General features: G+C 62.7%; 23 protein-coding genes. 4 read left to right on the top strand and 19 right to left on the bottom strand.

Features of this window, described 5'->3' with window-relative positions; all coding sequences use genetic code 11:
* Window positions 1–5: 5 nt before the first annotated feature.
* Window positions 6–746, bottom strand: a complete 741-nt coding sequence (locus NKJ93_RS15675) for a pyridoxine 5'-phosphate synthase (protein WP_023720789.1) — start codon at window positions 744–746, stop codon at window positions 6–8.
* Window positions 747–860: 114 nt separating this feature from the next.
* Between NKJ93_RS15675 and NKJ93_RS15670 the strand changes: the two genes are divergently transcribed.
* On the top strand, window positions 861–1,265 hold the full coding sequence (locus NKJ93_RS15670; protein WP_023720790.1) for a SpoIIAA family protein: 405 nt from the start codon (window positions 861–863) through the stop codon (window positions 1,263–1,265).
* A gap of 10 nt (window positions 1,266–1,275) precedes the next feature.
* Here NKJ93_RS15670 and NKJ93_RS15665 read toward each other — a convergent pair whose 3' ends face one another.
* From NKJ93_RS15665 to NKJ93_RS15610, 12 genes are all read right to left on the bottom strand, one after another.
* On the bottom strand, window positions 1,276–2,403 hold the full coding sequence (locus tag NKJ93_RS15665; RefSeq protein WP_023720791.1) for an ATP-dependent DNA helicase: 1,128 nt from the start codon (window positions 2,401–2,403) through the stop codon (window positions 1,276–1,278).
* A gap of 146 nt (window positions 2,404–2,549) precedes the next feature.
* A complete protein-coding gene (locus tag NKJ93_RS15660) occupies window positions 2,550–2,912 on the bottom strand; it encodes a nitrile hydratase accessory protein (protein ID WP_352590026.1) in 363 nt (120 codons plus the stop codon).
* The gene (gene nthB / locus NKJ93_RS15655; RefSeq protein WP_352483009.1) at window positions 2,899–3,558 is read right to left on the bottom strand and encodes a nitrile hydratase subunit beta; all 660 of its coding nucleotides are present in this window, start codon (window positions 3,556–3,558) and stop codon (window positions 2,899–2,901) included. The genes NKJ93_RS15660 and nthB overlap by 14 nt, the downstream gene beginning before the upstream one ends.
* Window positions 3,555–4,160: a nitrile hydratase subunit alpha gene (gene nthA / locus NKJ93_RS15650; RefSeq protein WP_023720794.1), complete on the bottom strand. Its 606-nt coding sequence runs from the start codon at window positions 4,158–4,160 to the stop codon at window positions 3,555–3,557. The genes nthB and nthA overlap by 4 nt, the downstream gene beginning before the upstream one ends.
* 56 nt (window positions 4,161–4,216) lie before the next feature.
* Window positions 4,217–7,375, bottom strand: coding sequence for an efflux RND transporter permease subunit (locus NKJ93_RS15645; protein WP_352483007.1), 3,159 nt, complete (start codon window positions 7,373–7,375; stop codon window positions 4,217–4,219).
* Window positions 7,372–8,625, bottom strand: coding sequence for an efflux RND transporter periplasmic adaptor subunit (locus NKJ93_RS15640; protein ID WP_352483005.1), 1,254 nt, complete (start codon window positions 8,623–8,625; stop codon window positions 7,372–7,374). Before NKJ93_RS15640 ends, NKJ93_RS15645 begins: the two co-directional genes overlap by 4 nt.
* A 168-nt stretch (window positions 8,626–8,793) precedes the next feature.
* Complete coding sequence (locus NKJ93_RS15635; protein ID WP_352483004.1) at window positions 8,794–9,390, bottom strand: LysE family translocator; 597 nt, start codon at window positions 9,388–9,390, stop codon at window positions 8,794–8,796.
* Window positions 9,391–9,421: 31 nt separating this feature from the next.
* Window positions 9,422–9,994, bottom strand: a complete 573-nt coding sequence (ilvN, locus tag NKJ93_RS15630) for an acetolactate synthase small subunit (RefSeq protein ID WP_023720797.1) — start codon at window positions 9,992–9,994, stop codon at window positions 9,422–9,424.
* A 66-nt stretch (window positions 9,995–10,060) separates the two neighbouring features.
* On the bottom strand, window positions 10,061–11,857 hold the full coding sequence (locus tag NKJ93_RS15625) for an acetolactate synthase 3 large subunit (protein WP_352495182.1): 1,797 nt from the start codon (window positions 11,855–11,857) through the stop codon (window positions 10,061–10,063).
* A 231-nt stretch (window positions 11,858–12,088) separates the two neighbouring features.
* Window positions 12,089–12,613 carry a GNAT family N-acetyltransferase gene (locus tag NKJ93_RS15620; protein ID WP_023720799.1) on the bottom strand — a complete coding sequence of 175 codons (525 nt, stop codon included), beginning with the start codon at window positions 12,611–12,613 and terminating at the stop codon, window positions 12,089–12,091.
* 61 nt (window positions 12,614–12,674) lie between these two features.
* A complete protein-coding gene (locus NKJ93_RS15615; RefSeq protein WP_352547049.1) occupies window positions 12,675–12,983 on the bottom strand; it encodes a hypothetical protein in 309 nt (102 codons plus the stop codon).
* A gap of 4 nt (window positions 12,984–12,987) precedes the next feature.
* Entirely contained in the window at window positions 12,988–13,554 is a 567-nt protein-coding gene (locus NKJ93_RS15610; protein ID WP_023720801.1) for a helix-turn-helix domain-containing protein, read from the bottom strand.
* Window positions 13,555–13,705: 151 nt separating this feature from the next.
* Between NKJ93_RS15610 and NKJ93_RS15605 the strand changes: the two genes are divergently transcribed.
* Window positions 13,706–15,535, top strand: a complete 1,830-nt coding sequence (locus NKJ93_RS15605) for an ATP-binding protein (protein ID WP_352515709.1) — start codon at window positions 13,706–13,708, stop codon at window positions 15,533–15,535.
* 43 nt (window positions 15,536–15,578) lie between these two features.
* On the opposite strand, the gene NKJ93_RS15600 is transcribed toward NKJ93_RS15605, so the two are convergent.
* The 3 genes from NKJ93_RS15600 to miaA form a co-directional block, all read right to left on the bottom strand.
* Window positions 15,579–15,965 (bottom strand): ester cyclase, encoded by a 387-nt coding sequence (locus tag NKJ93_RS15600; protein WP_352495179.1) that lies wholly within the window; start codon window positions 15,963–15,965, stop codon window positions 15,579–15,581.
* A gap of 145 nt (window positions 15,966–16,110) precedes the next feature.
* Window positions 16,111–16,905, bottom strand: coding sequence for a GGDEF domain-containing protein (locus NKJ93_RS15595; RefSeq protein ID WP_023720804.1), 795 nt, complete (start codon window positions 16,903–16,905; stop codon window positions 16,111–16,113).
* Window positions 16,906–17,009: 104 nt separating this feature from the next.
* Complete coding sequence (gene miaA / locus NKJ93_RS15590) at window positions 17,010–17,978, bottom strand: tRNA (adenosine(37)-N6)-dimethylallyltransferase MiaA (protein WP_352590219.1); 969 nt, start codon at window positions 17,976–17,978, stop codon at window positions 17,010–17,012.
* On the opposite strand from miaA, the gene serB reads away from it, so the two are divergent.
* Both serB and NKJ93_RS15580 read left to right on the top strand, forming a co-directional pair.
* Entirely contained in the window at window positions 17,968–18,855 is an 888-nt protein-coding gene (serB, locus tag NKJ93_RS15585; protein ID WP_023720883.1) for a phosphoserine phosphatase SerB, read from the top strand. The two genes, miaA and serB, sit on opposite strands and share 11 nt — an antisense overlap.
* The gene (locus tag NKJ93_RS15580; protein WP_023720806.1) at window positions 18,852–19,424 is read left to right on the top strand and encodes a GNAT family N-acetyltransferase; all 573 of its coding nucleotides are present in this window, start codon (window positions 18,852–18,854) and stop codon (window positions 19,422–19,424) included. The genes serB and NKJ93_RS15580 overlap by 4 nt, the downstream gene beginning before the upstream one ends.
* Before the next feature lie 47 nt (window positions 19,425–19,471).
* Here NKJ93_RS15580 and NKJ93_RS15575 read toward each other — a convergent pair whose 3' ends face one another.
* From NKJ93_RS15575 to hflK, 3 genes are all read right to left on the bottom strand, one after another.
* Entirely contained in the window at window positions 19,472–20,989 is a 1,518-nt protein-coding gene (locus tag NKJ93_RS15575) for a DegQ family serine endoprotease (protein WP_352590023.1), read from the bottom strand.
* Between the two features lie 143 nt (window positions 20,990–21,132).
* Window positions 21,133–22,095: a protease modulator HflC gene (gene hflC / locus NKJ93_RS15570; protein ID WP_023720808.1), complete on the bottom strand. Its 963-nt coding sequence runs from the start codon at window positions 22,093–22,095 to the stop codon at window positions 21,133–21,135.
* Entirely contained in the window at window positions 22,095–23,186 is a 1,092-nt protein-coding gene (hflK, locus tag NKJ93_RS15565; RefSeq protein WP_352495176.1) for an FtsH protease activity modulator HflK, read from the bottom strand. Before hflK ends, hflC begins: the two co-directional genes overlap by 1 nt.
* Window positions 23,187–23,218 lie beyond the last annotated feature (32 nt).

Here is a 23,218-nt window from a genome sequence, read left to right as displayed (position 1 = left end):
TCTCTCTACCAGCCACAAGCCTTCAGAAACCGCCTGACCGTTGCGGCCATGCCATACTCCAACGCATCGGCTGTCAACCCATGTCCGATCGACACTTCGGCCAAGGCCGGGATGCGCCTGGCCAGTGCCGGCAAATTGCTCACCACAAGGTCGTGCCCGGCATTGACCTGGAGCCCTGCAGCAAGTGCGGCATCCGCCGTCTTTCCCAATTTCTCCAATTCCTTCGCCGCTTTTGCCGAATCGGAATGATAGCTGCCATATGGACCCGTGTAGAGTTCGATCCGGTCGGCGCCGGTGTCGCGAGCGGCTTTCACGCCATCGGGATCCGGATCGGAAAAGAGCGATACGCGAAAGCCTCCCTTCTTCAGGCGCTTGACGACCGGTGTCAGGAACGCAGCCCCGGCGGCGAAGTTCCAGCCATGGTCGGAAGTCGCCTGCACCGGGTCGTCGGGCACCAGCGTCACCTGTTCCGGCTGATGCTTTTCCACAAGCGCCAGGAACTCCTCGGTCGGATAGCCCTCGATGTTGAATTCCGCACTCGGGAACTCGTCGTCGATCAGCGCCCTGATCTCAGGCAGATCGGAATGCCTGGTGTGCCGCTCGTCGGGTCGCGGGTGCACCGTCAGCCCATGCGCACCGGCGGCAAGGGCGATGCGTCCGAGCCCCGTCACGCTTGGCCACGGCAGGTCGCGCCGGTTGCGCAGCATGGCGATGGCATTGAGGTTGACGGAAAGCTTTGCAGGCATTTGCACGGTTCCAGGCTGATCTCGGCGCGCATCTATAGCGCCTTTAAGGGGAACAGACAGAGGGTTTCAGGTGTTCCAGGGGAACGAAGAAAATCGAGCGCAAGGAGTTTCCTGTTGAATTTTCTCGATGCCGTGCCGGCGATCCGCCGCATCGATACCGATCGCGAAGACCTCTTCGCCATCGATGTCGTCGGCCATGTCGCAGCGGCTGATGCCGAAAACCTGTTCGGATTGCTGGAGGCAGCCTACGCGCTGCACACGAAAATCGACGTGCTGGTGCGCCTGATCGATCATGAGGGTGTCGACTGGACCGACGTATCGGACGAGACGATCGAACAGGGCATAGCTCACGCGGTGGAGCATATCGGCCGCTGCGCGGCGGTCGGTGAGCCGAACTGGATAGCGGAGGCAAGAGCCTTCTTGCCAGCCTCTTTGCCTATCGAACTCCGGCATTTCGAGGCTAAGGACGAAACCGCCGCCTGGGAATGGCTTGGCGCCAGACCGATCGCCCAGCGCTGATACGGCCGCCCTATCGGACGATCGTCAGCCGTTCGGCCGCGCGCGTGATGGCGGTGTAGAGCCAACGCTGCCGGGTTTCCTTGAATGCCCAGCTTTCGTCGAAAAGCACGATCTCGTTCCACTGCGACCCCTGCGCCTTGTGCACGGTCAGCGCGTAGCCATAATCGAAATCGTCGAAGCGCTTCTTCTGCTGCCAGGGAATGTCGGCGTCCGGATCTTCGAACGCCGCCTTGAGCAGTTTGATCTTGGCGACGCCGCGATCCGGATCGTCTTCCTCCGGCGAGACCAGCAGATTGATGCCGGGCTTGACCGTCTCGCGCGACGAGGTCATCACCTTCCACAGCGAGCCGTTGAGCAACCCCTTGGCTGGATCGTTGCGCAGGCAGACCAGCTTGTCGCCGGCTTGCGGATAATCGGCGTTGAACCCCTTCAGCTCGCGCAGCCGCTGATTATAGCGACGGCGCGTGCGGTTGGTGCCGACCAGCACCTGGTCCGCCTTCAGCACCAATTCCTGGGTGACGTCTTCCTTGCCGATCACTTGCGCCGCGCCATAGTCGCCGCGCATGAACTCGCGGCCCTCGCGCACATCGAGCGCAAGCCGGATGATCGGGTTGTCGCGCGCCTGGCGATGGATTTCGGTGAGCAGAATGTCCGGCTCATGGTCGGTGAAGAAGCCGCCGCCGGAGATCGGCGGCAACTGGCCGGGATCGCCAAGCACCAGGATCGGCGTGCCGAAGCTCATCAGGTCACGGCCAAGCTGCTCGTCGACCATCGAGCATTCGTCGATGACGACGAGCTTGGCCCGCGAGATCGGGCTCTGCCGGTTGAGCGAAAAGGTCGGCGACATCGAGGTTTTGCCGGTCACCTCGTCCGCTACCGATTCCTCGCCTTTCGGCCGGTAGATCAGCGAATGGATTGTGCGGGCATTGACCGCGCCCTTGGAACGCAGCACCTGCGCCGCCTTGCCGGTAAAGGCGGCGAACTGCACCTGGCCGTCGACATGCTCGGCGAAATAGCGCGCCAGCGTCGTCTTGCCGGTGCCGGCATAGCCGAACAGCCGGAACAGCTGCGGCTTGCCGGCTTTCAACCAGCCGGCCACCGCCTTCAGCGCCTCGTCTTGTTGAGGGGAGAATTCCATCAGCGCGACAGACCGGATTCGCGAGGGAAAGACAAGGTGACTGCCGTCACCATCAACTTCATCGCCTGCAATTACGCTGCTGCGACAGGGCCAGGCTATCAGCGACGAAGAGGAACGTAAAGAGAACAACGCCGGGCGACGACAGCTTACCCAGCCCGCTGTGGATCGTTCTCCAGCAGGATCGGCTTGCCATGCGGCGTAGCATGCGCGGCCCGTTCCCAGGCAGCAGCAAGGCTGTCGACGTCGCTCCTACCGGCAACGCCTTTGGCCGAAAGCTTTTCTAGCGCGGCCAGCCAGTGCTTGTAATAGTCATGACCGTCGCGCGCGGCGCCCGGCCGCTTCACCTCGGCCGACAAGGCGTCCGCCCATTCGCTCCACGAAAACAGCCCGTTGTCGTGTAGCGCCACCGTCATGGCGAAGGCCTCTGCTTGCCACGGCTGGGCGAAGACTGGCGCCTCGACACCGGCGGGCAGCGCGATGGCGACTGAGCCCGTCTCACGCCGCTTCAAGATAGCTCTCCCAGGCATCGATCGACACGACAAGTGTCGGGTCGGCGCCCTCGCCCCAGATTTCGCTGCCGGTGAAGGCCACCGTATAGACCCATTGCGGGTTTTCGCCCTGGCCGTGCGCATTGGTGTCGGGAAAAACGAAGCCGTCACGCATGGCCTCGATGACGCCTCGCTTGCCACGCGCGTAACGCGGCAGCCTGGTGTGGCCGGTCGGATGAAAGTTCTTGGTTCGCACGAGGTCGCCTGCCTTGAATCGCGGCGGGACGGCGACCGGCCGGTCGCAAGGCCCGCCCTTGGCCAGCACCGCCGAAACGTCTTGCGCCTTCAGGACCCGCTTGGGTGTCGCTACCGGGTCGACCGCATCGCCCCTGGCCAGATCGCGGTCGCTGACGAAACCATGGCGTTTGAGTAACACCTCCAGCGCCTTGATCCAGATTTCGTAATAACTCGACGCATAGTAGTCGGCCGGGTGCAGCGATTCCCGCGCGTGCCGGCTCTCGTCGATGTTCCAGGCGCCCATGGCGCCGGCGCACAACGTCACGCCCAGCGCCCGCCTTTCCCAATCGGCATGGAAATAGGGTTCGTCCTGTTCAGGCGCGACCGGCCCGAAACCCATCTGGCCGCCGAGATCCTGCGGCCCGTTCATGCCGGTTCCCGCGCCAGCGCCGTGCCGATCATGGCATCGCGCGTCACCAGATCGGCGAGCCGCGCCTCATCCCAGCCCTCTGTGTCCCTGGGCCGCATCGGCACCACCAGATAGCGCAGCTCGGCGGTCGAATCCCACACCCGGATTGCCGTCGTCGCCGGCAAGGTCAGCCCGAATTCGTCGAGCACGCCGCGCGGATCGATCACCGCGCGCGAACGGTAGGGCGGCGCCTTGTACCAGACCGGCGGCAGGCCGAGCACCGACCATGGATAGCAGGAGCATAGCGTGCAGACGACGAGGTTGTGCGTGTCGGCCGTGTTGAACACCGCCTGCATGTGTTCGCCTTGCCGGCCGGTGTGGCCGAGCGATTCGATGGCCGCCGTCGCATCACGCTTCAGCCATGCGGCAAACCCGGGATCAACCCAGGCCTTCGCCACCACCTTTGCGCCGTTGCGCGGCCCGACCTTGGTTTCGTAGGTATCGACGATGACGTCGATCGCCGCTGGATCGATCAGCCCCTTGCGGGTGAGAATCGTCTCCAGTGCGCGCACACGCGCCGCAAAAGCATCAAGCTCGTTGTCGTGGTCGTGATTGTGCAGCATGGCATCAAATTACGATCGCGGACCTCCGGCCGCAAGCACCACGGCTTGGGCCAGTGCTATTCGGCTGCCGCCTTCTGCGGCACCGGTTCTTCCTCGTCGTCGAACAGTGACGGCTGGTCGACCGCCTCGACCGGGCTCGGCTCGCCCCGGTGCCCCGCCCATACGCTGACGAGCCAGCCGGAAAAATGCTCCATGTAGACGTAGATGACGGGCGTGACGAACAGCGTCAGTGCCTGCGAGGCGACAAGGCCGCCGACCACCGCCACGCCGAGAGGCTGGCGCAATTCCGCGCTGGCGCCGGTGCCGAGCGCGATCGGGATGGTACCCATCAGCGCGGCAAGCGTAGTCATCATGATCGGCCGGAAGCGCATCAGGCAGGCCTTGTGGATGGATTCGACAGGCGACATCCCCTCGCGCCTGAGTTCCAGCGCCACGTCGATCATCATGATGCCGTTCTTCTTGACGATGCCGATCAGCATCAGGATGCCGATCACCGCGATCACCGACAGATCCATCCCCGCCAGCCGCAACGCCACCAGCGCGCCGAGCACCGCCGATGGAAGCCCGGTCAGGATGGTGAGCGGATGGATGAAGCTCTCATAGAGCATGCCGAGCACGATATAGATGGTCAGGATCGCGCCGCCGATCAGCAGCCCCTGGTTGGAAAGCGAATCCTGGAACGTCTTCGCCGTGCCCGAGAAGGCGGTCGAGATCGTCGGCGGCATGCCGATCTTGTCCTTCAGCGCGTTGATGTGGCTCACGCTGTCGCCGAGGGCCACGCCCTGCGGCAGATTGTAGGAGATGGTCACAGCCGGAAGCTGGCCGAGCTGGTTGACGGTCAAAGCACCGGCGGTCCGATCGACGCGAGCGAACGCACCGAGCGGCACCAGGCTGCCGCTCGCCGTTCTCACCTTGATGGCCAGCATCCGCTCGGGCGACCACTCGATCTTCGGGTCGAGCTCCATGATCACGTCGTAGCTGTCGGCCGAGCCGAAGATGGTCGACACCTGCTGGGTGCCGAAACCGCCATAGAGACTGGAGCGCAGCGTGTCGGTATCGACGCCGAGGTTCGCCGCCTTGTCGCGGTCGATCACCAGCGTCGCCTGTAGCGCGTTGTTCTGCAGGTCATTGGTCACGTCGGTGAAGGCGGCATGATCGGCGGCCATTGCGTCCGTCAGCCTTTGCGCCCAGACGTTCGTCAGGCCGGTATCGAGGCCCTGCACGGCAAGCTGGTAGGCACTCGCCGAAGAACGCGCGCCGAGCCGCAGGTTCTGCACCGGCTGCATGTAGGTTTCGATGCCGGGCACATTGGCAAGCTGGCGCCGCAGATCCGAAAGCACCTTGTCGATGTTGGGGCGCTGGTCCTTGTCCTTCAGCTGCACAAAGAGCTGGCCCTGGTTGAGCGCATTGTTTCCGCTGCCCGCCGACCAGCCGACATGCGCGACATAGGGCGAATGGGTGAAGACATCAGCCACTTGCCCCTGCAGCTTCACCATGGCGTCGAACGAAATGTCCTGGCGCGCGATGGTCGTCACCGAGACCTGACCGATATCCTCCTGCGGGAAGAAGCCCTTCGGCGATATCTGGATCAGCCACACCGACAGCCCGGCGGTTACCAGGAAGACAAGGAAAACCAGGAAATTGTGGCGCAGGCAGAATGTCAGCAGCCGGTCATAGCCCCGCATGAAGACGTTTTGTCTATGGCCTTCACCGTGCGCTGCTTTCTGCTCGGCTTTCGATAACGACAATAGCCGCGAGCACAGCATCGGCGTCAGCGTCAGCGAGACGAACATCGATGCCAGGATGGCGACCGTCACCACCACCGCGAACTCGTTGAAGATGCGCCCGATCACGCCGCCCATCAAAAGCACGGGAATGAACACGGCGACCAGCGAGATCGAGATCGAGATGATGGTGAAGCCGATTTCGCGGGCGCCCTTGAGCGACGCCTCCATTGCCGAGAGCCCATCCTCCTCCATATGCCGGAAGATATTTTCCAGCATGACAATGGCGTCGTCGACGACAAGGCCGACCGCCAGCGTCAGTCCCATCAGCGAGATGTTGTCGATGGAAAAGCCGAACAGGTACATCACGCCCAGAGTGGCGATGAGCGAAATCGGCACCGCCACGGCCGGGATCACCGTCGCCGTCACCCGGCGCAGGAACAGGAAGATCACCATCACCACCAGCGCGATAGTGAGCAGGAGCGTGAACTGCACGTCGTCGACCGCCTCGCGGATCGATGTCGAGCGATCGTTGAGCAACTGGATGCTCGCAGCTGCCGGCATCTGACCCTCGAAGGAAGGCAGCATCGCCTTGACGCGGTCGACGACATCGACGGTATTGGCATCCGGCTGACGCTGCACCGCCATGATGATGGCGCGGGTGCCGTCATACCAGCTTGCCGTCGTCGTGGTCTCGACCGAATCGATGACGCGGGTCACCTCGCCGAGCCGCACCGGATGGCCGTTCTTGGTGGCGATGATGATGTTGGAGAATCCCGCCGCGTTGGTCAGCTGCGTGTTCGCCGTGATGGTCAGCTGCTGTTTGTTGTTCTTGAGCACACCGAGCGGCGTGTTGCTGTTGGCCGAGGCAATGGCCGTCTGCAGCTGGTCGATCGAGATGCCGCGTGCGGCGAGCGCCGTCGGATCGATCTGGACGCGGACGGCATATTTCTGTTGGCCGTAGATCGAAACCTGCGCAACGCCGTCGATCGTCGACAGCGACGGCGAAATCACATTCTCGGCAAAGGCATCGAGATCGGTCAGCGGAATGGTGTCGCTGACCAGCGACATCAGCAGGATCGGCGCGTCGGCTGGATTGACCTTGCGATAGCTCGGCGGGCTGGTCATCTCCGGCGGCAATTGTCGTTGCGTGCGTGCGATCGCCGCCTGCACATCGGCGGCGGCTGCATCGATGTCGCGGTTGAGCACGAACTGAATGGCGATCGAGGTCGTGCCGAGCGAATTGGTCGTCGAGATCGAATCGATGCCGGCGATAGTGGCAAACTGCTTGATCAGCGGCGTTGCCACCGAGGTCGCCATGGTTTCCGGCGAGGCCCCAGGCAGCGAGGCCGAGACGTTGACAACCGGAAATTCCGCGCTTGGCAGCGCCGCGACCGGCAGGAATTTGTAAGCAAATAGCCCGCCCAGAACCAAGGCGAACGACATGAGCAGCGTGGCGACGGGCCTGCGGATGCAGAATTCGGAAATCATGGCTGTGTTCCGCCCGTCCTGTCGGCCTCCGCGACCTTCGGAGTCGCCTGGTCGTCGGTACCGGTCGAGGCCTTGCCTTCGCGGACCGCCGCGCCGTTTTTCAGCTTGGTCTGGCCTTCGACGACGACACGCTCGCCGCTTTCCAATCCTTGGCTGATCGCGGTGTTGGCGCCTTCTGTCAGCGCGACCTGCACGGGCCGCATTTCAACGGTGTTGTCCGGCTTGATCACATAGACGAACGGCCCCTTCTGGCTGGGCTGGACGGCGACCGTCGGAACGGACGTCATTTGCGGCATGATGCCGGCATCGAGCACAACATTTACATATTGGCCCGGCCACAGCGAAAGATCGGCGTTGGGCACGCTGGCCCGCGTTGCGATGGTGCCGGATGCCGTGTCCACGCTGGAATCGACGAAATCCAGCGTTCCCTTGCCGATCGGCTTCGGGTCGCCGTCCTTGGTCAGCGTCACCGCGCCTTGCTGCGGCGCCGCCAGCGCCTTGTGCAGTAAGGCAAGATCGCTTTCCGGAAGATTGAAGTTCACCTGCAGCGGGTCGACCTGCGTGATCGTCACCAGCGGCGTCGACGTGCTGCTGCCGTTGCTGGTGGTGACGAGGTCGCCGACCGCGACGCTGACCGCGCCAAGCCTGCCGGAAATCGGCGCTTTGATCGTGGCAAAGCCAAGCTGGACCTCGTCCGCATCGATCGTCGCCTTATCGGCGTCGACAGTGGCCGCGGCGGATTTCTGCGCCGCGACGGCCTGATCATAGGTCTGCTGTGTTCCGGCCTGCCTGGCGACGAGATTTTTGGCGCGCTGAAGATCGGCCGTGGCGCTGGCAAGCAGCGCCTGGTCTTTTGCGAGCGTCGCCTGATCGCGTGCCAATTGGGCCTTCAATGAGCGATCGTCCAGCGAGAACAGAAGGTCGCCGGCCTTCACCATCTGTCCGTCCTTGACCGCGATTGCGACGATCTGGCTTGAGACCCGTGCGTTGATGCTGACCACGGCGGGAGAGGACACAAAGCCGATGGCATAGCGCCGGACCGGGAAATCGGCCGTCGAGGCGGTGGCGGCAACCACCGAAGTCGAACGCGCGGCATTTGCCGCTGCAGCGGGCTTGTCCGCCGCCGCCGTCGTCTGCTTCGCCGACAGCATCTGCTGAAGACCGCTCATTGCGGTGGGCGAATGATAAAGCCACGCCGCCGCGGCAACGCAGGCTGCAGCAATCACCGCAAATACGATCTTTCCGCGCATCGACAAAAGGCCTCTCGATCCGACACGCCGCTATCCGGTGGCCGCAGTCTAGCTCAACTCGCAGCCTCTTGCCGCGCTTTTGCCAGATAATAGAGAATGCCGAAGGCGAAAAAGGGCCAAAAGCCGTCATTACGAAGATTTAATGTGCAGTGCACAATAAAACGGCAGCTAACGCAGCATCGGCCACAGCGTCGCCGCAAGCATCACGCCCATGGCGATGTTGAACCATTTGAGCCGCACCGCATCAGCCAGAAAACCGCGCAGCGCCATGCCGAAACCGGCCCAAGTCGAAATGCTCGGCAGCATGACGACGGCGAAAGCGGCCGCGATCAGCACCACGGACACAAACGGGCGTTCCGGATTGGTATAGACGGCCATGGCCGTAATCGCCATCACCCAGGCCTTAGGATTGACCCACTGGAAAGCCGCAGCCTCGATGAAGCGCATCGGCTGGCCCTTCGCCTCGCCTTCGCCGCCGAGCGAGCGCGACATGGCGATCTTCCAGGCCAGATAAAGCAGGTAGAGGCCGCCGGCGATCTTCAACCCGGTATGCAGCACCGGAAAGGCCGTCAACACGGCCCCAAGCCCGAAGCCTACGGCAAGCAACAGCACGAGGAAGCCGAAGCCGATGCCGAGCATGTGTGGCACGGTCTTGACCAAGCCGAAGTTCACACCCGAGGCCAAAAGCATGAAATTGTTCGGACCCGGCGTGATCGAGGTCACGAAGGCATAAACCAGCAGGGCGAAGAATGCGTCGAAGGTCATGCCGTTCCCCTAATCAATGCGAGCAGGACGATTACATCCCCTGCGGGCCGCGGTTCATCGCCGCCACTCCGGTACGGCAGATTTCGACCAACCCGAGCGGCTTCATGATGGCGATAAACTGATCGAGCTTCGAACCCTTACCGGTGATCTCGAAGATGAAATGCTCGGTGTTGGCGTCGATGACGCTGGCGCGGAATGCATCGGCGAGCCTGAGCGCCTCGACGCGGGATTCGCCGGTGCCGGCGACCTTGACCAGCGCGAGCTCCCGCTCCAGTGGCCGCTCCTGTCCGAATTCCTGCGATCGCACAGTGAGATCGACGACACGATGCACCGGCACGATGCGCTCGAGCTGGTGCTTGATCTGCTCCAGCACGTGCGGCGTGCCGCGCGTCACGATGGTGATGCGCGACAGGTGCTTTTCGTGCTCGGTTTCCGAGACCGTCAGGCTCTCGATGTTGTAGCCACGTCCGGAGAACAGGCCGATGACCCGGGCAAGCACGCCCGGCTCGTTGTCGACGAGGACCGAAAGCGTGTGGTTCTCTGGTTTTTCCGTCTCCTTGGCGATGAAATAGGCGGAGCCGGTCGGTTGCAACTGTGCGTTCATGACATGAATCTCGATTTCAAACTTTTGTGCTAATCTGCTGTTTCCGCACAGCTTCCTTGAACCAGGCTACACCAGTTCCCTGCCCTTGGCGTCGATCGCGTTGGCGACAGCTTCGTCGGTCGCCTCATCAGGCAACAGCATCTCGTTATGCGCCTTGCCGGACGGGATCATCGGGAAGCAGTTGGCGAGCGTCGCCACGCGGCAATCGAACAGGACGGGCTTCTTGACCGCGATCATCTCCTTGATGGCGTCATCGAGCTCGTCCGGCTTGTCGCAGCGAATACCGTGGCCGCCATAGGCTTCGGCGAGCTTGACGAAATCCGGCATCGCCTCGGTATAGGAATGCGACAGCCGGTTGCCGTGCAGCAGCTGCTGCCATTGCCGCACCATGCCCATGTACTGGTTGTTGAGGATGAAGATCTTGATCGGCGCCTCGTGCTGTACCGCCGCGCTCATCTCCTGCATCGTCATCTGCACCGAAGCGTCGCCGGCGATATCGATGACCAGCGCATCCGGGTGCGCGATCTGCACGCCGAGCGCGGCCGGCAGGCCGTAGCCCATCGTGCCCAGCCCGCCGGAGGTCATCCAGCGGTTCGGCTTCTCGAAATGATAGTGCTGCGCCGCCCACATCTGGTGCTGGCCGACTTCGGTGGTGATGTAGGTGTCGAGGTCTTTGGTCAGCGCATAAAGCCGCTGGACGGCATATTGCGGCATGATCACCTCATGGTTCATCTTGTAGGCGAGTGAATCGCGCGCGCGCCATTTGGCGATCTGCTCCCACCACGGGTGAAGCGCCTTCTTGTCGGCCTTGGCGGTTGCCCGCCACAGTCGCACAAGATCCTCCAGCACACGGCCGACATCGCCGATGATCGGCACGTCGGTATGGACGTTCTTGTTGATCGAAGACGGGTCGATGTCGATGTGGATCTTCTTCGAATTCGGCGAAAACGCTGTCAGCCGCCCGGTGATGCGGTCGTCGAAGCGCGCGCCGATGCAGAGCATGACGTCGCAATCGTGCATCGCCATGTTCGCTTCATAGGTGCCGTGCATGCCGAGCATGCCCATCCAGTTCTTGCCCGACGCCGGATAGGCGCCAAGGCCCATCAGCGTCGAGGTGATCGGGAAGCCGGTCAGGTCGACCAGCTCGCGCAGCAGATGGCTCGCCTCCGGGCCGGAATTGATGACGCCGCCGCCCGAATAGATGATCGGCCTCCTGGCGCCGGCCATCAGCTCGACCGCCGCCTTGATCTTCTCCAGGTCGCCCTGGACCTTCGGCTGGTAGCTGGTGCGCGGCGCCGTCTGCGGCGGGACATAGATGCCCTTGGCGAACTGAACGTCCTTAGGGATGTCGACGACGACCGGACCGGGGCGCCCTGTCGTTGCCACATGGAAGGCCTCGTGGATCGTTGCCGCGAGCTGGTTGACGTCCTTCACCAGCCAGTTGTGCTTGGTGCAGGGCCGCGTGATGCCGACCGTGTCGCACTCCTGGAACGCATCCGAGCCGATCAGCGAGGTCGGCACCTGGCCGGTCAGGCAGACCAGCGGGATCGAATCCATCAGCGCATCCTGCAATGGCGTCACCGCGTTTGTCGCGCCCGGCCCGGAGGTCACCAGCATGACGCCGGCCTTGCCGGTCGAGCGCGCATAGCCTTCCGCCGCGTGGCCAGCGCCCTGCTCGTGGCGAACGAGGATGTGCTCGACCTCGTCCTGCTGGAAGATTTCATCGTAGATTGGCAGAACCGCGCCGCCCGGATAGCCGAAAACATGCTTGACGCCATTGTCCTTCAGCGCCTGCACCACCATTTCGGCGCCAGTCATCTCGGTTCTTGGCGTTTCGCGCCGCTCATTCTGTCCACTGCTCATCGGTCTGGTCCCGTACTGTTCGCCATCGGGCGATTGCTGGTCGTTTAGTCGTGTTTCGGGCAATAAAAAAGGCCCCCGAGGGAGCCTGTGTCTTGCGCATGGGAGGTCACCGCCTGGCGGTTACACCGCCTTGCCCACGCGCTTTCCTACGAGAATGAGTGCCGTTTTCATGGTCGCGGACAATAGAATTGGTTTGATGGTGCTGTCAACGGCGAATGTGCGCGGGCCGGATCAGACTGTACCAATGCGCTTCCAGTAGATGAGGGTGCCTGTCAGCCCGCCATGCGGCTTCATCGCATAATCTGGTATTTCGCCGCCCAGCGTGAAGCCGAGCTTTTCATAGAGGCCGGAAGCCCCTTCCTCTTTTGCCGTGTCCAGCACCAACAGCGTGCGGCCTTTCTCCATGGCAACGGCTTCCGCCGCCTCCATCAGGCGGGTTGCGACGCCCTTGCCGCGATAATTGAGGCGGGTCATCAGCTTGGCGATCTCGGCCCGGTGCGGCTGGTTGGGAGGGCAGTCGAGCAGCAAGGTGACGGTGCCGACCAGAGCCTCGCCGTTCCAGGCCCCGAGCACCGCCCTTTCGCCTCTGTTGACCGCCTGAAGCGACTTGTTCCAGAAGGCTGCGGCCATCTCCGGCGCCAAGGGATGCATGAAGCTGACCGAGCCGCCGGCGGCAACCGTGCCGATCAGCAAATCGACCAGCATTTTTTTCGTTCCGGCAGTATTGCTGAGCAGGTTGATTTCTATTGAATCCATGTGGTCTCCTCTGTGTGCAACGGGAACGGCAGTGCATCGAGCGGCAGCATGGCCTGCACCGTTAGCCGAAATGACTGGTCCGCTTCCGCTTCCTGGCTCGGCGGATTTCCCCGATGCGCTCGGCGTCTTCCTCTTGCAGATGTCGCCCGCGTTCCAGCAGTTCGAGCGTGTATTCCTCATAAGTCAGGCCCAGCCGCTCGGCCTTGTCCAGCCGCATCAGCATGATCTCGCGGCTCGGCACTTTCCATGCCTGGGCATGGGCGGTCCGCCAGGCAAGAAAGATATAGGGGTCTCCCTTGCCCCAAGGCGGACCGTCGTAGTCGTCGAGCGGCGGACCGCCATTGTCGGAGCGTTTCGGACGGCGCGCCATCGTCTCAGCTCCTGGCCAATGCAACCAGATAGTCGGCGGCGTCCGGTCCCGGAGCGTGGAAGACGCAATCGGATGGCGCGCCGAGCGCCAGGCAGTCGCCGGGCTCGAGCCTGTGAACGACGTCGCCCTCGATGAATTCAAGCTGCCCGGAGATCAGCCAGATTTGTTGTCTGATGAAGGCATAGGAGGCCGCCGGGAAGCTCACCTTGGCGCCCGCCGGCAGTTGGACCCGGATCAGTTCGAGCGGCATGTCCGAAACCGGCGAAAGGTGCCGCCGCACATAACCCGTAGACGGATCGCGCCAGACCGGCTGGTCACGTTCGCGAAGCAGGCCACCGCCTTGCAACTCCGCCCTTGCGATCAAAGTGGAAAGCGTCATGCCGAACGCGGCCGCAATGCGCACAAGAAGCGCCGCCGTCGGGCTCGTCATGCCGCGCTCGATCGTGCTCAGCATGGCTTTCGAGACATCGGACTGCTCCGCCAGTTCCGCGAGAGACCAGCTGCGAGCCACCCTTTCGGCGTGTATCCTTCTGCCGATAATCGATGAGATATCGTTCGCTATATTATCCATTCATCCACTATAGCGAAATCACGCGCTCCGGCAACGGCCGTTTCGTCCAGTTTTCGCAAACCGCTTAACGTCCGCTAAACCATCCGGCCTCACCCCACCTTAACGCCGTTCGCCTAGGCTCATTGTTTGGGAAAAGGGGATCGGCCTGTCCATGCTCGTCGAACGCGAAACCTCCATTGGTGAACCGACTTTGCTGGAGCGCCGCAGGGCGGAGCAGAACGACAAGCGGATTCTGGGCAATGTCGTGCAATGCGATGGCGCGCGCGCCACCATCAGCGCCTATGCCGACGATATCGAAGGCACGGTCACCGGCCTATGGAGCGTCGGCAAGATGATCTCGATCAATCTCGGTACATCACGAACCGTCGGACTGGTCTACGAAATCGGCAAGTCGGATCGTGCCTGGAGCAGCGAGGGCCAGAATCCGATCGAGGTCAGCATCGAATTGATTGGCGAGGTGCGCGACGGCGCCGAACCCGGCGCCAAGCCGGTATTCGACCGCGGCATCACGACCTATCCGCATATCGGCGCCATTGCCCATCGTATCCGCAGCCGCGACCTACAGGCCGTCTACGATCTCGCCGGGCGTCATTCGATTACCATCGGCACGCTGTCGCAGGACGAGGCCATCGACGCCAATATTGCCATCGACGATACGCTGGCGCGCCATTTCGCCATTGTCGGCACGACCGGGGTCGGCAAATCGACCGCCGTCTCGCTGCTCTTGCGCAAGTCGATCGCCGCCCGGCCCGACCTGCGCGTGCTCATCCTGGATCCACACAACGAGTTCGCCGCGTCCTTGCCCGAATATTGCTTTAGGGTCGATTCGACGACGCTCGACCTGCCTTTCTGGATGTTCAAACTCGAGGAATTCGCCGAGGTGCTGTTTCGCGGCCGCGAGACGGTGCCGGAAGAGGTCGACGCCTTGCGCGATCTCATTCCCGCGGCCAAGAACCTCTATCGCAATCCGAACACCGGCAACTACCTGCGGCGCAGCACCGACGCGCTGACCGCCGACGCGCCGGTACCCTATCGCATTGCCGACCTCATCAAGCTGGTCGACGAACGCATGGGATTGCTGGAAAGCAAGAACGATCGTCCAACCCTCAGGTCACTGAAGACACGTATCGAATCGGCGGCATCCGATCCGCGCTACCGTTTCATGTTCAACTCGCGCCTGATCGAGGACACCATTCACGAGACGATCGGCAACATTTTCCGCGTGCCGCATCACGGCCGCCCGGTGACCTGCTTCGAAATGGCCGGTATGCCGTCCGAGGTGGTCAATTCCGTATGCTCGGTGCTGGCGCGGCTGGCGTTCGACCTGGCGTTGTGGAGCGAAGGCCGCTTGCGGCTGCTCTTCCTGTGCGAGGAAGCGCATCGCTATATGCCGGCCGATCCGCGCCTCGGTTTCGCGCCGACCCGGCACGCGCTGTCGCGCATCGCCAAGGAAGGCCGCAAATATGGCTGTTATCTCGGCGTCGTCACCCAGCGCCCGGGCGAGCTTGATCCGACCATCCTGTCGCAGTGCTCGACGTTCTTCGCCATGCGGCTCGCCAATGAGCAGGACCAGGCGATCATCCGCTCGGCGATCGCCGATTCCTCGGCTTCGACGCTGGCGTTCCTGTCTTCCATGGGGCAGCGCGAGGCCATTGCCTTCGGAGAAGGCGTGGCGACGACGATGCGGATGAAATTCGAAAAACTCTCCGAGGATTTGATCCCCGGCACGGCTAAGCGCGAGGACGCCTTGCCCTCCGAAACCGGCGACGAGGTCGACCTCGTGGCGATCGTCGAACGGCTGCGCAACGTGCCGAAATCACAACAGGCAATGCCTTTCGCGGAAGTCGTCGATCCGGGCCGGCAGGCCGGCGACTCGGACTATCGAAAACCGCCGGCCGCACGCACCCAGCGGAGCGACGATTTCGACTTGCGCTACGGCCTCAAGCCGGCGACCTTCGGGCTACGCCCGCAAAACGAATGAGTCGGCGACTTTTAGGCAGACCTCATCGGTGCGGCCGCAGGTATCAAAGCTGAGCTTCGATGGCTGCCCTGTCTATAACTGACCACACCTGGCGAATTTTCCCTCTCTGAAACTCATAGAATACGTTCTCGGCAAACGAAATTCTCTTCCCGCTTACATCAAGCCCAAGGAACGTTCCCCTTGGCGCGCAGTCGAAGCTTAGCCGGCTCGCTATATAAGGCGGATCGGCAACCAATAGCCGAATGTCGAAATAAAGGTCCGGAATTTCATCGAAGTCTCTCTCCAACATTTCGAGGTACCCGGATAATCCGAGCGGCCGACCGTTGTGGATCACTTCATCATGAACAAACTGCCCCAGAATTGGCCAATCCTGCTTGTTCAGACATGCAATATAGCCTCGGTAAAGATCGGAGAGGTCGGATTTGATCACGGCAACACCTCTATCTCCCACAAGCCTTGCAAGGCGCCGTCTCAGCCTACTTGGCGACGTCGGTCTGCGAGCGCCGGAAGCGCAGAAAACGGCACCAGACGGCCAGCATCCCGAATTTCCAGCATCACGAATTTAATGACGGGATTCAGGCGCAGACGCGGTTGCGGCCTTGCCTCTTTGCCTCATAGAGCTGGCGGTCGGCGCGGCGATAGAACTCCTCGGCGGTTTCCTTGCGGTCCCAGACGGCAAGCCCGACGCTGGTGGTGATTTTCAGTCGGACATTGCCTGTCAGCACCGACATGCTGGCGATCGCCTTGCGGATGCGCTCGGCGAATTTGGATAGCAGCTCGGCGTCCATATTGGGCGTGACCACCGCGAACTCCTCGCCGCCCAGGCGCGCCACCACGTCGTGATAGCGTGTCATGTCCTTGAGACAGTTGGCGACCGCCCGCAACACCTCGTCGCCGACATCGTGGCCGTGGCTGTCGTTGACCTGCTTGAAGTGGTCGAGATCGAGGATCATCAGCCCGACTGGTTTTTCGATGCGGCGAAACTCCTCGAGATATTCTTTCAGCGCATCGTCGAAATAGCGCCGATTCTGCATGCCGGTGAGGCTGTCGGTCAGCGCCGCATGCTCCAGCGTCTCCGAGCGCGCACTGAGTGAAACTGTCATCGCGCGCAGCTTGCCTTCTTCCGTCGCCTGCTTTCGGATCAGCGGATAGATGAAGAAAATGCCGAAGAACAGCGCAGTCGCCAGCAGCACGCCGATCGCAAACAGCAGCTTGTTGAGATAGACGATTTCATCGAGTTCCGAAGGCGTATTGCTAATGTCGGCCGCCAGGGTTTGCAGGAGTCCATAGGCGTAAAGCGTCACCAGGCCGGCGGCCAGGATCACAAAAATAAAGACGAAAAACGCTGATTCCGCCTTGTGGAAATGCATCTGCTCCCCGTTGAAAAGTTCCTATCGATCTTATGGCATGCGGGAGCTTACGGACAGTTAACCTGGACAACTTCAACGCGAAATGTCCCCTCGATGTCGACTTTTCAGGTTGCGCTCGAAGGAGGGGGTGAGATCACCCAGTTGATCCCCTCACCGGGACGCAACCTGTGCCATTCCGGACCCAATTGGTGCCTGAACCAGGTCGCCTGCCGCTTTGCATATTGCCGCGTCGCGATCTTCGCACGCTCGATAGCCTCGGGAAAACTGATGGCGCCGGCCAGCGCGGCCTGAAGCTCGCGAACACCGATTGCCTTCATCGCCGGCAGGTCGGGATCGAGGCCGAGCACTGAAAGCTGCTTCACCTCGTCCAATGCCCCCTTGTCCAGCATGCGGTCGAAGCGGCCATCGATCCGCTCCACCAGCGCCGCCCGCTCCGGCTCGATGACGAAAAAGCGCGCGCTGCTTCTGTCGATCAACGGCTGGCCACGCGCGGCCTGCCAGTCCAGGATGGAACGGCCCGACGCGTCGAGCACCTCCAGCGCCCGCACGATGCGCTGGCCATCCGTCGGCTTCAGCACCATGCCGGCCGCAGAATCCTCGCGCAACAGGATGCGGTGCAATCTCACCGCGCCCTGTTCCTGGAGCTCGTAGCGCCAGCGCTCGCGGATCGACTGCGGAATGTCGGGCATCTCCGAAATACCTTCCGTGAGTGCCCGGAAATAAAGCCCGGTGCCGCCGACGAAAATCACTTGCCGCGCCGAAAGCGTGCCGTCGTCGATCAGCTTCATGACATCACGCAACCAGGCGCCGGTGGAATAGGCGGTGGACGGATCGACGTGTCCATAAAGAAAGTGGGGGACGCGGGCGAGTTCGGCAGGACCAGGCCGCGCCGTCAGCACGTCGAGCACCGAATAGCCTTGCATGGAATCGGTGTTGACGATGACACCGCCATTGCGCTCGGCGAGGTCGAGTGCGAGTGCCGACTTGCCGCTGGCGGTCGGCCCGGCTATCAGGATCGCGTTCTTCACGCGACCTTCGCCCGCCTGTCTGCTGGAATTTTCGATGCCGCTGATCGCCACGCTTCTATCCCATCCCGCCGGCCGCGCATTGACGCCGACGCTAGCGAATATGGCCTCGCGGTTGGTCGGCGCAAGCGCTGTTCGCTGGCTGGCCGAAGGCATCGCCTGCGAGCTCGATTTGCCGGAGACCGCCGAAGCTTCCGAAATAACGGCCCGCCTGCATGCCGCGCTTGCTTCCGAACCCATCGACGTGGCCGTCCAGCCGGCTGAGAACAGGCGCAAGAAGGTCCTGATCGCCGACATGGATTCGACGATGATCGAGCAGGAATGCATCGACGAGCTTGCCGACGAGATCGGCGTCAAGGATCGCGTCGCCGCCATCACGGCGCGATCGATGAACGGTGAGATCGCATTCGAGCCGGCCTTGCGCGAGCGCGTCGCGCTGCTTAAGGGTCTCGATGCCGCAATCATCGACCGCATCATCGACAATCGCCTGACGCTTGCCTCCGGCGGTCGCACGCTCGTCCAGACAATGGCGGCCAACGGCGCCTGGACGGCGCTGATCTCCGGTGGTTTCGACATCTTCACCACCCGCATCGCAGCATTGCTCGGTTTTCACGAAAATCGCGCCAACCGGCTGATCGAGCAGGATCGCCGCTTCACCGGCTTGGTCGCCGAGCCGATCCTCGGCCGCGCCGCCAAGGCCGAAGCCCTTATCGAGATTTCCGCCCGCCTCGGCCTGACGCCTGCCGATGCCATTGCCGTGGGTGATGGCGCCAACGATCTCGACATGATCCGTCTTGCCGGCATCGGCGTCGCCTTGCACGCCAAGCCGGCCGTGGCAGCCGAGGCAAAGATCCGCATCGACCACGGCGACCTCACCGCCTTGCTTTATCTGCAGGGTTATCGCCGGAAAGAATTTATCGAATGACGCCGATCCGCACCGAGCGCCTGATCCTGCGCAACTGGGAAGATCGTGACCGCGAGCTCTTCCATCGCATCAATTCCGACGAGCGCGTCATGGAATTCTTTCCGTTTCGCCGCGACCGCGCCCAGGCTGACGCCAAGATGGAGGAGTTGCGCGCCGCTATCGATCGCAACGGCTTCGGCTTCGCGGCCGCTGAGATCACAGCCACAGGTGAATGCATCGGCTTCGTCGGCATAACCCGAACCGATCATTTGCCCTTCCTGCCGCCCGGCACGATCGAGATCGGCTGGCGGCTGGCACCCGAATTCTGGGGCCGCGGCTATGTCACCGAAGCAGCCGAAGCCTGGCTCACCTATGGCTTTGAAAGACTTGGCCTCCACGAAATCGTGTCCTTCGCCGTCAAGGATAACAGCCGGTCCACTGCCGTCATGGAGCGCCTGAACATGATCGCCGACCCGGCCTCCGACTTCGACCATCCCGGTGTTCCGGACAGCCACACCGCACTCAGGCGACATGTCTTCTACAGGCTGTCACGCACAGACTGGCAAGCAAGAAAAAGGGCGGCCCGCTAGCCGCCCTTTTTCTTTTCAAGATCAGAGTGTTACAGGCTCTTCCGTACTCAATCCATCCGGATTGTCACAAACCTCAGCTCGCCGGTCTTCGACGCCAGCATCAAAAGCGCGTTCTTGCGCCCTTGCTCCTTCAGCGCGCCGATCCGGTCCATGACGTCCTTGGGCGTGGCGACCGATTCCTGCGCGATCTCGGTGATCACCTCGCCCGGCTGGATGCCGCGTTCGGCAGCGGCTGAATCCTTGGTGACGTCGGTCACGACGACGCCGGAGACGTCGGCGGCGATGCCGAATTTCGTGCGCGTCTCGTCGTTGAGCTCGCCGATCGTCATGCCAAGCACGGCAGCCGTCGAAACGGCAGGCGCCTTGTCGGCATCGTCCTGGTCGGTGTTGCCGTTTTCACCGCCGCTGGCAAGCTTTTCGCCGTCCTCGAGTCGGCCGAGCGTCACCTTCACGGTCTGCTCGACCCCCTTGCGCACGATGATCACGTCGACCGCCTTGCCGACCGGGCTTTCCGCCACGACGCGCGGCAGGTCGCGCATTTCATGGATGTCCTTGCCGTCGAACTTGATGATGACGTCGCCGGCCTGGATGGTGCCGTTGTCGACCGGTCCGCCCTTGATGACGCCGGCAACCAGCGCGCCCTTGGCGGTCGCCATGCCCAGGCTTTCGGCAATGTCGTCGGTCACCGGCTGGATGCGCACACCGAGCCAGCCGCGCCGCGTCTCGCCGAACTGGCGAAGCTGGTCGACTACGCCCGAGGCGAGCTGCGACGGAATGGAGAAGCCGATGCCGATCGAGCCTCCCGACGGCGAGATGATTGCCGTGTTGATGCCGATGACCTCGCCGCTGCTGTTGAACAGCGGTCCACCGGAATTGCCGCGGTTGATCGCGGCATCGGTCTGGATGAAGTCGTCATACGGGCCGGAATTGATGTCGCGATTGCGCGCCGAGACGATGCCGACCGTCACCGTGCCGCCGAGACCGAACGGATTGCCGATCGCCATCACCCAGTCGCCGACACGCATCGTGTTGGAATCGCCGAACTTCACCGCTGTCAACTTGTGCCCTTTCGGATCGACCTTCAGCACCGCGACGTCGGTCTTGGTGTCGGTGCCGACCAGCGTCGCCTTGAGCGTCACCCCGTCGGAGAAATTCACCTCGATGTCGTCGGCATCGGCAATGACGTGGTTGTTGGTCACCACGATGCCCTGCTCGGCGTCGACCACAAAGCCGGAGCCCAGCGACTGCACCTTTTGCCCGCCGCCGCCCTTGTCGCCGCCACGGTTCTTGAAGAAATCGTCGAAGAAGTCCTGGAAGGGTGAGCCTTCCGGGAGCTGCGGCATCGGCACGGCGCCCGGACCCTCCGTGCCCTTCACCGTCTGCGAAGTCGAGATGTTGACCACCGCGCCGAGCAGGCCGGCGGCGAGATCGGCAACCGAGGGTGGCCCGTCGGCTGCCACTGTCGGCGTCACGAACGACGGAACGGCAACTGCGCCGACCAGAAGCGCAGTGGCCCCGGCGATGAACGTCCGCCTCGCTGCACGCAGAAGGGTGGTGGATGTCATCGAAAGGCCTCCGGGTGTTCTAAAAAAGCGCTTCGGCAAAAACGCCGCGTCGCGTCATGTTGGCAAGAAATAAGGCACGTTTGCGGCTACGGCTACCGCCAGAGGATAAATCCTCCGTTACGCCGGCTTCCCCTGCACCGGCCCTACTGGCCGGTGCCTGGCTGTGCCGCTGGCGCGGCGGGAGCGGGCGGCGCTGGCGGTGGTGCCGCCGGTGCCGCGAGCGTTTCCTTGCTGTTCGGGTCGCGGAAAAAGCGGAAGAACTCGGAATTCGGCGACAGCACCATCGTCGTTCCGGTGCTGTTCAGCGCCGTGCCATAGGCATTCATCGATCGATAGAAATCGAAGAAGGCCGGATCGCGCTGATAGGCCCCGGCAAACGTCGCGCTGCGCTGGGCTTCACCTTCACCACGCAGGATTTCAGACTCTTTTTGCGCTTCGGCGACGATTTCCACCACTTCGCGGTCGGCGCGGGCCCTGATCCGCTGCGCTGCCTCATTGCCTCGCGCCCTCAGCCGCTCGGCTTCGGCGAGACGTTCGGCCTTCATGCGGTCGAAGGTCTGCTGCGAGACCTCAGCCGTGAGATCGGTGCGGCGGATGCGGACATCCTCGATCTGCAGGCCAAGCGAGGTGGCGTCGGGCCTCAGTTGATCGCGTACCTCGCGCATCATCACGGCGCGCTCTTCCGAGAGTGCCGCCTCGAAGTCGCGCAGGCCGTAGACGCGGCGCAAGGCGGCGTCGAGACGCGTCCTCAGCCGGGCCTCGGCGAGTTCGATCTGGCCGGAGACCGCGGCGCGAAACACGCGCGGATCCGAGATACGATAGGCGATAAAGGCATCGACCTCATAGAACTTGCCGCCCGAAACCTGGACGCGGATGTTGTCGAGGTCGAAGCGCAGGACCCTGTTTTCGATCAGCTGCACGGTGTCGGCATCGAAGAAGGAGAACGGCGCCTTGAAATAGATGCCTGGCTGGTTCTTGACGTCGACGATTTCGCCGAACCTGAGCACCAGCGCCTGCTGGCGCGCATTGACGACGAAGACAGACGAATAGAGCAGGAACAGGATGACCGCGGCGATGACCGCAATGACGGGAAGACGGTTGGCCATCACTGGTTTCCTCCGGCGGCCGGTGCCGGCGCCTTCTGCTGCAATGCGGGCAGCGGCAGGTAGGGAACGACCCCTTGCCCATTGCCTTGCTCGACGATGACCTTGCTCGAATCCTTCAGCACCCTCTCCATTGTTTCCAGGTAAAGCCGCTTGCGCGTCACCTCCGGCGCCTTTGCATATTCGTCATAGACCGAGATGAAGCGCTGCGCCTCGCCTTCGGCCTCCTGCACGACCCGGTTCTTGTAGGCGGCCGCGTCTTCGCGGATCTGCGCGGCAGCGCCGCGCGCCTGGCCGAGCTTCTGGTTGGAATACTGATTGGCCTGCTCGACGAACTTGTCCTCGTCCTGTTCGGCCCGCTGCACCTCGTCGAACGCGTCCGCCACCTCGCGCGGCGGCGCGGCATCCTCGATCGAAATGGCGTTGACGTTGAGGCCGGCCTTGTAGCCGTCCAGCGTCGTCTGGATGATCTCACGCACCGACGCCGCAATTCCTTGCCGGTCGTCGCGGAAAATGTCCTGCGCCGGGCGCCGGCCGACCGCTTCACGCATCGCGCTTTCGGCGACCTGCTGCAGCATGCCGCCGGGGTCGGACACGTCGAACAGATAGGCCTTCGGGTCGGAAACCTGATAGGCCACAGAGAATTGCACGTTGACGATGTTCTGATCGCCGGAAAGCATCAGACCATTGCCGCTGGTGCTGCCGCCACCGATGCTGACAAGCTGCTCGGCGATGTTGGCGGTCTCGACCGTTTCAATGGGCCACCAATGGAAATGCAGGCCAGGCTGCGAGAGTTCCGCCTTCGGCTTGCCGAACCTGAGCTCCACCGCAACTTCGTCGGGCTGCACGGTGTAGACCGCCTTGAACGCCCACAGCACCACCAGCGCCGCAGCAATCAGCCCGAACACCGCCGGGCTCGCGCCACCGCCGCCCGGCAGTGCGCGCCGCAACCTATCCTGCCCACGCCGGATGATATCCTCGAGATCAGGAGGCGAGCCCTGCGGGCCGCTGGGTCCCTTGGGTCCCTGTCCCCAAGGTCCCTGATTGTTGCCGCCGCCCCACGGGCCGCCGCCGCTCTTGTCGTTCCAGGGCATGAATGTCCTTTCGCTTGGAATTCCCTCAAGCG

Origin of the sequence: Mesorhizobium sp. M0028 (assembly GCF_040323855.1) — a bacterium.
Lineage (GTDB): Bacteria > Pseudomonadota > Alphaproteobacteria > Rhizobiales > Rhizobiaceae > Mesorhizobium.
The sequence above is the reverse complement of the archived record's forward strand: the minus strand, read 5'-3'. Positions and strand labels throughout refer to the sequence as shown.

Coding starts and splice junctions, on each gene's coding strand:
- NKJ93_RS15675 (WP_023720789.1), bottom strand. CDS start 746: ATGCCTGCAAAGCTTTCCGTCAACCTCAATGCCATCGCCATGCTGCGC.
- NKJ93_RS15665 (WP_023720791.1), bottom strand. CDS start 2,403: ATGGAATTCTCCCCTCAACAAGACGAGGCGCTGAAGGCGGTGGCCGGC.
- nthB (WP_352483009.1), bottom strand. CDS start 3,558: ATGAACGGGCCGCAGGATCTCGGCGGCCAGATGGGTTTCGGGCCGGTC.
- nthA (WP_023720794.1), bottom strand. CDS start 4,160: ATGCTGCACAATCACGACCACGACAACGAGCTTGATGCTTTTGCGGCG.
- NKJ93_RS15645 (WP_352483007.1), bottom strand. CDS start 7,375: ATGATTTCCGAATTCTGCATCCGCAGGCCCGTCGCCACGCTGCTCATG.
- NKJ93_RS15640 (WP_352483005.1), bottom strand. CDS start 8,625: ATGCGCGGAAAGATCGTATTTGCGGTGATTGCTGCAGCCTGCGTTGCC.
- NKJ93_RS15635 (WP_352483004.1), bottom strand. CDS start 9,390: ATGACCTTCGACGCATTCTTCGCCCTGCTGGTTTATGCCTTCGTGACC.
- ilvN (WP_023720797.1), bottom strand. CDS start 9,994: ATGAACGCACAGTTGCAACCGACCGGCTCCGCCTATTTCATCGCCAAG.
- NKJ93_RS15625 (WP_352495182.1), bottom strand. CDS start 11,857: ATGAGCAGTGGACAGAATGAGCGGCGCGAAACGCCAAGAACCGAGATG.
- NKJ93_RS15620 (WP_023720799.1), bottom strand. CDS start 12,613: ATGGATTCAATAGAAATCAACCTGCTCAGCAATACTGCCGGAACGAAA.
- NKJ93_RS15615 (WP_352547049.1), bottom strand. CDS start 12,983: ATGGCGCGCCGTCCGAAACGCTCCGACAATGGCGGTCCGCCGCTCGAC.
- NKJ93_RS15610 (WP_023720801.1), bottom strand. CDS start 13,554: ATGGATAATATAGCGAACGATATCTCATCGATTATCGGCAGAAGGATA.
- NKJ93_RS15605 (WP_352515709.1), top strand. CDS start 13,706: ATGCTCGTCGAACGCGAAACCTCCATTGGTGAACCGACTTTGCTGGAG.
- NKJ93_RS15595 (WP_023720804.1), bottom strand. CDS start 16,905: ATGCATTTCCACAAGGCGGAATCAGCGTTTTTCGTCTTTATTTTTGTG.
- serB (WP_023720883.1), top strand. CDS start 17,968: ATGCCGCTGATCGCCACGCTTCTATCCCATCCCGCCGGCCGCGCATTG.
- NKJ93_RS15580 (WP_023720806.1), top strand. CDS start 18,852: ATGACGCCGATCCGCACCGAGCGCCTGATCCTGCGCAACTGGGAAGAT.
- NKJ93_RS15575 (WP_352590023.1), bottom strand. CDS start 20,989: ATGACATCCACCACCCTTCTGCGTGCAGCGAGGCGGACGTTCATCGCC.
- hflC (WP_023720808.1), bottom strand. CDS start 22,095: ATGGCCAACCGTCTTCCCGTCATTGCGGTCATCGCCGCGGTCATCCTG.
- hflK (WP_352495176.1), bottom strand. CDS start 23,186: ATGCCCTGGAACGACAAGAGCGGCGGCGGCCCGTGGGGCGGCGGCAAC.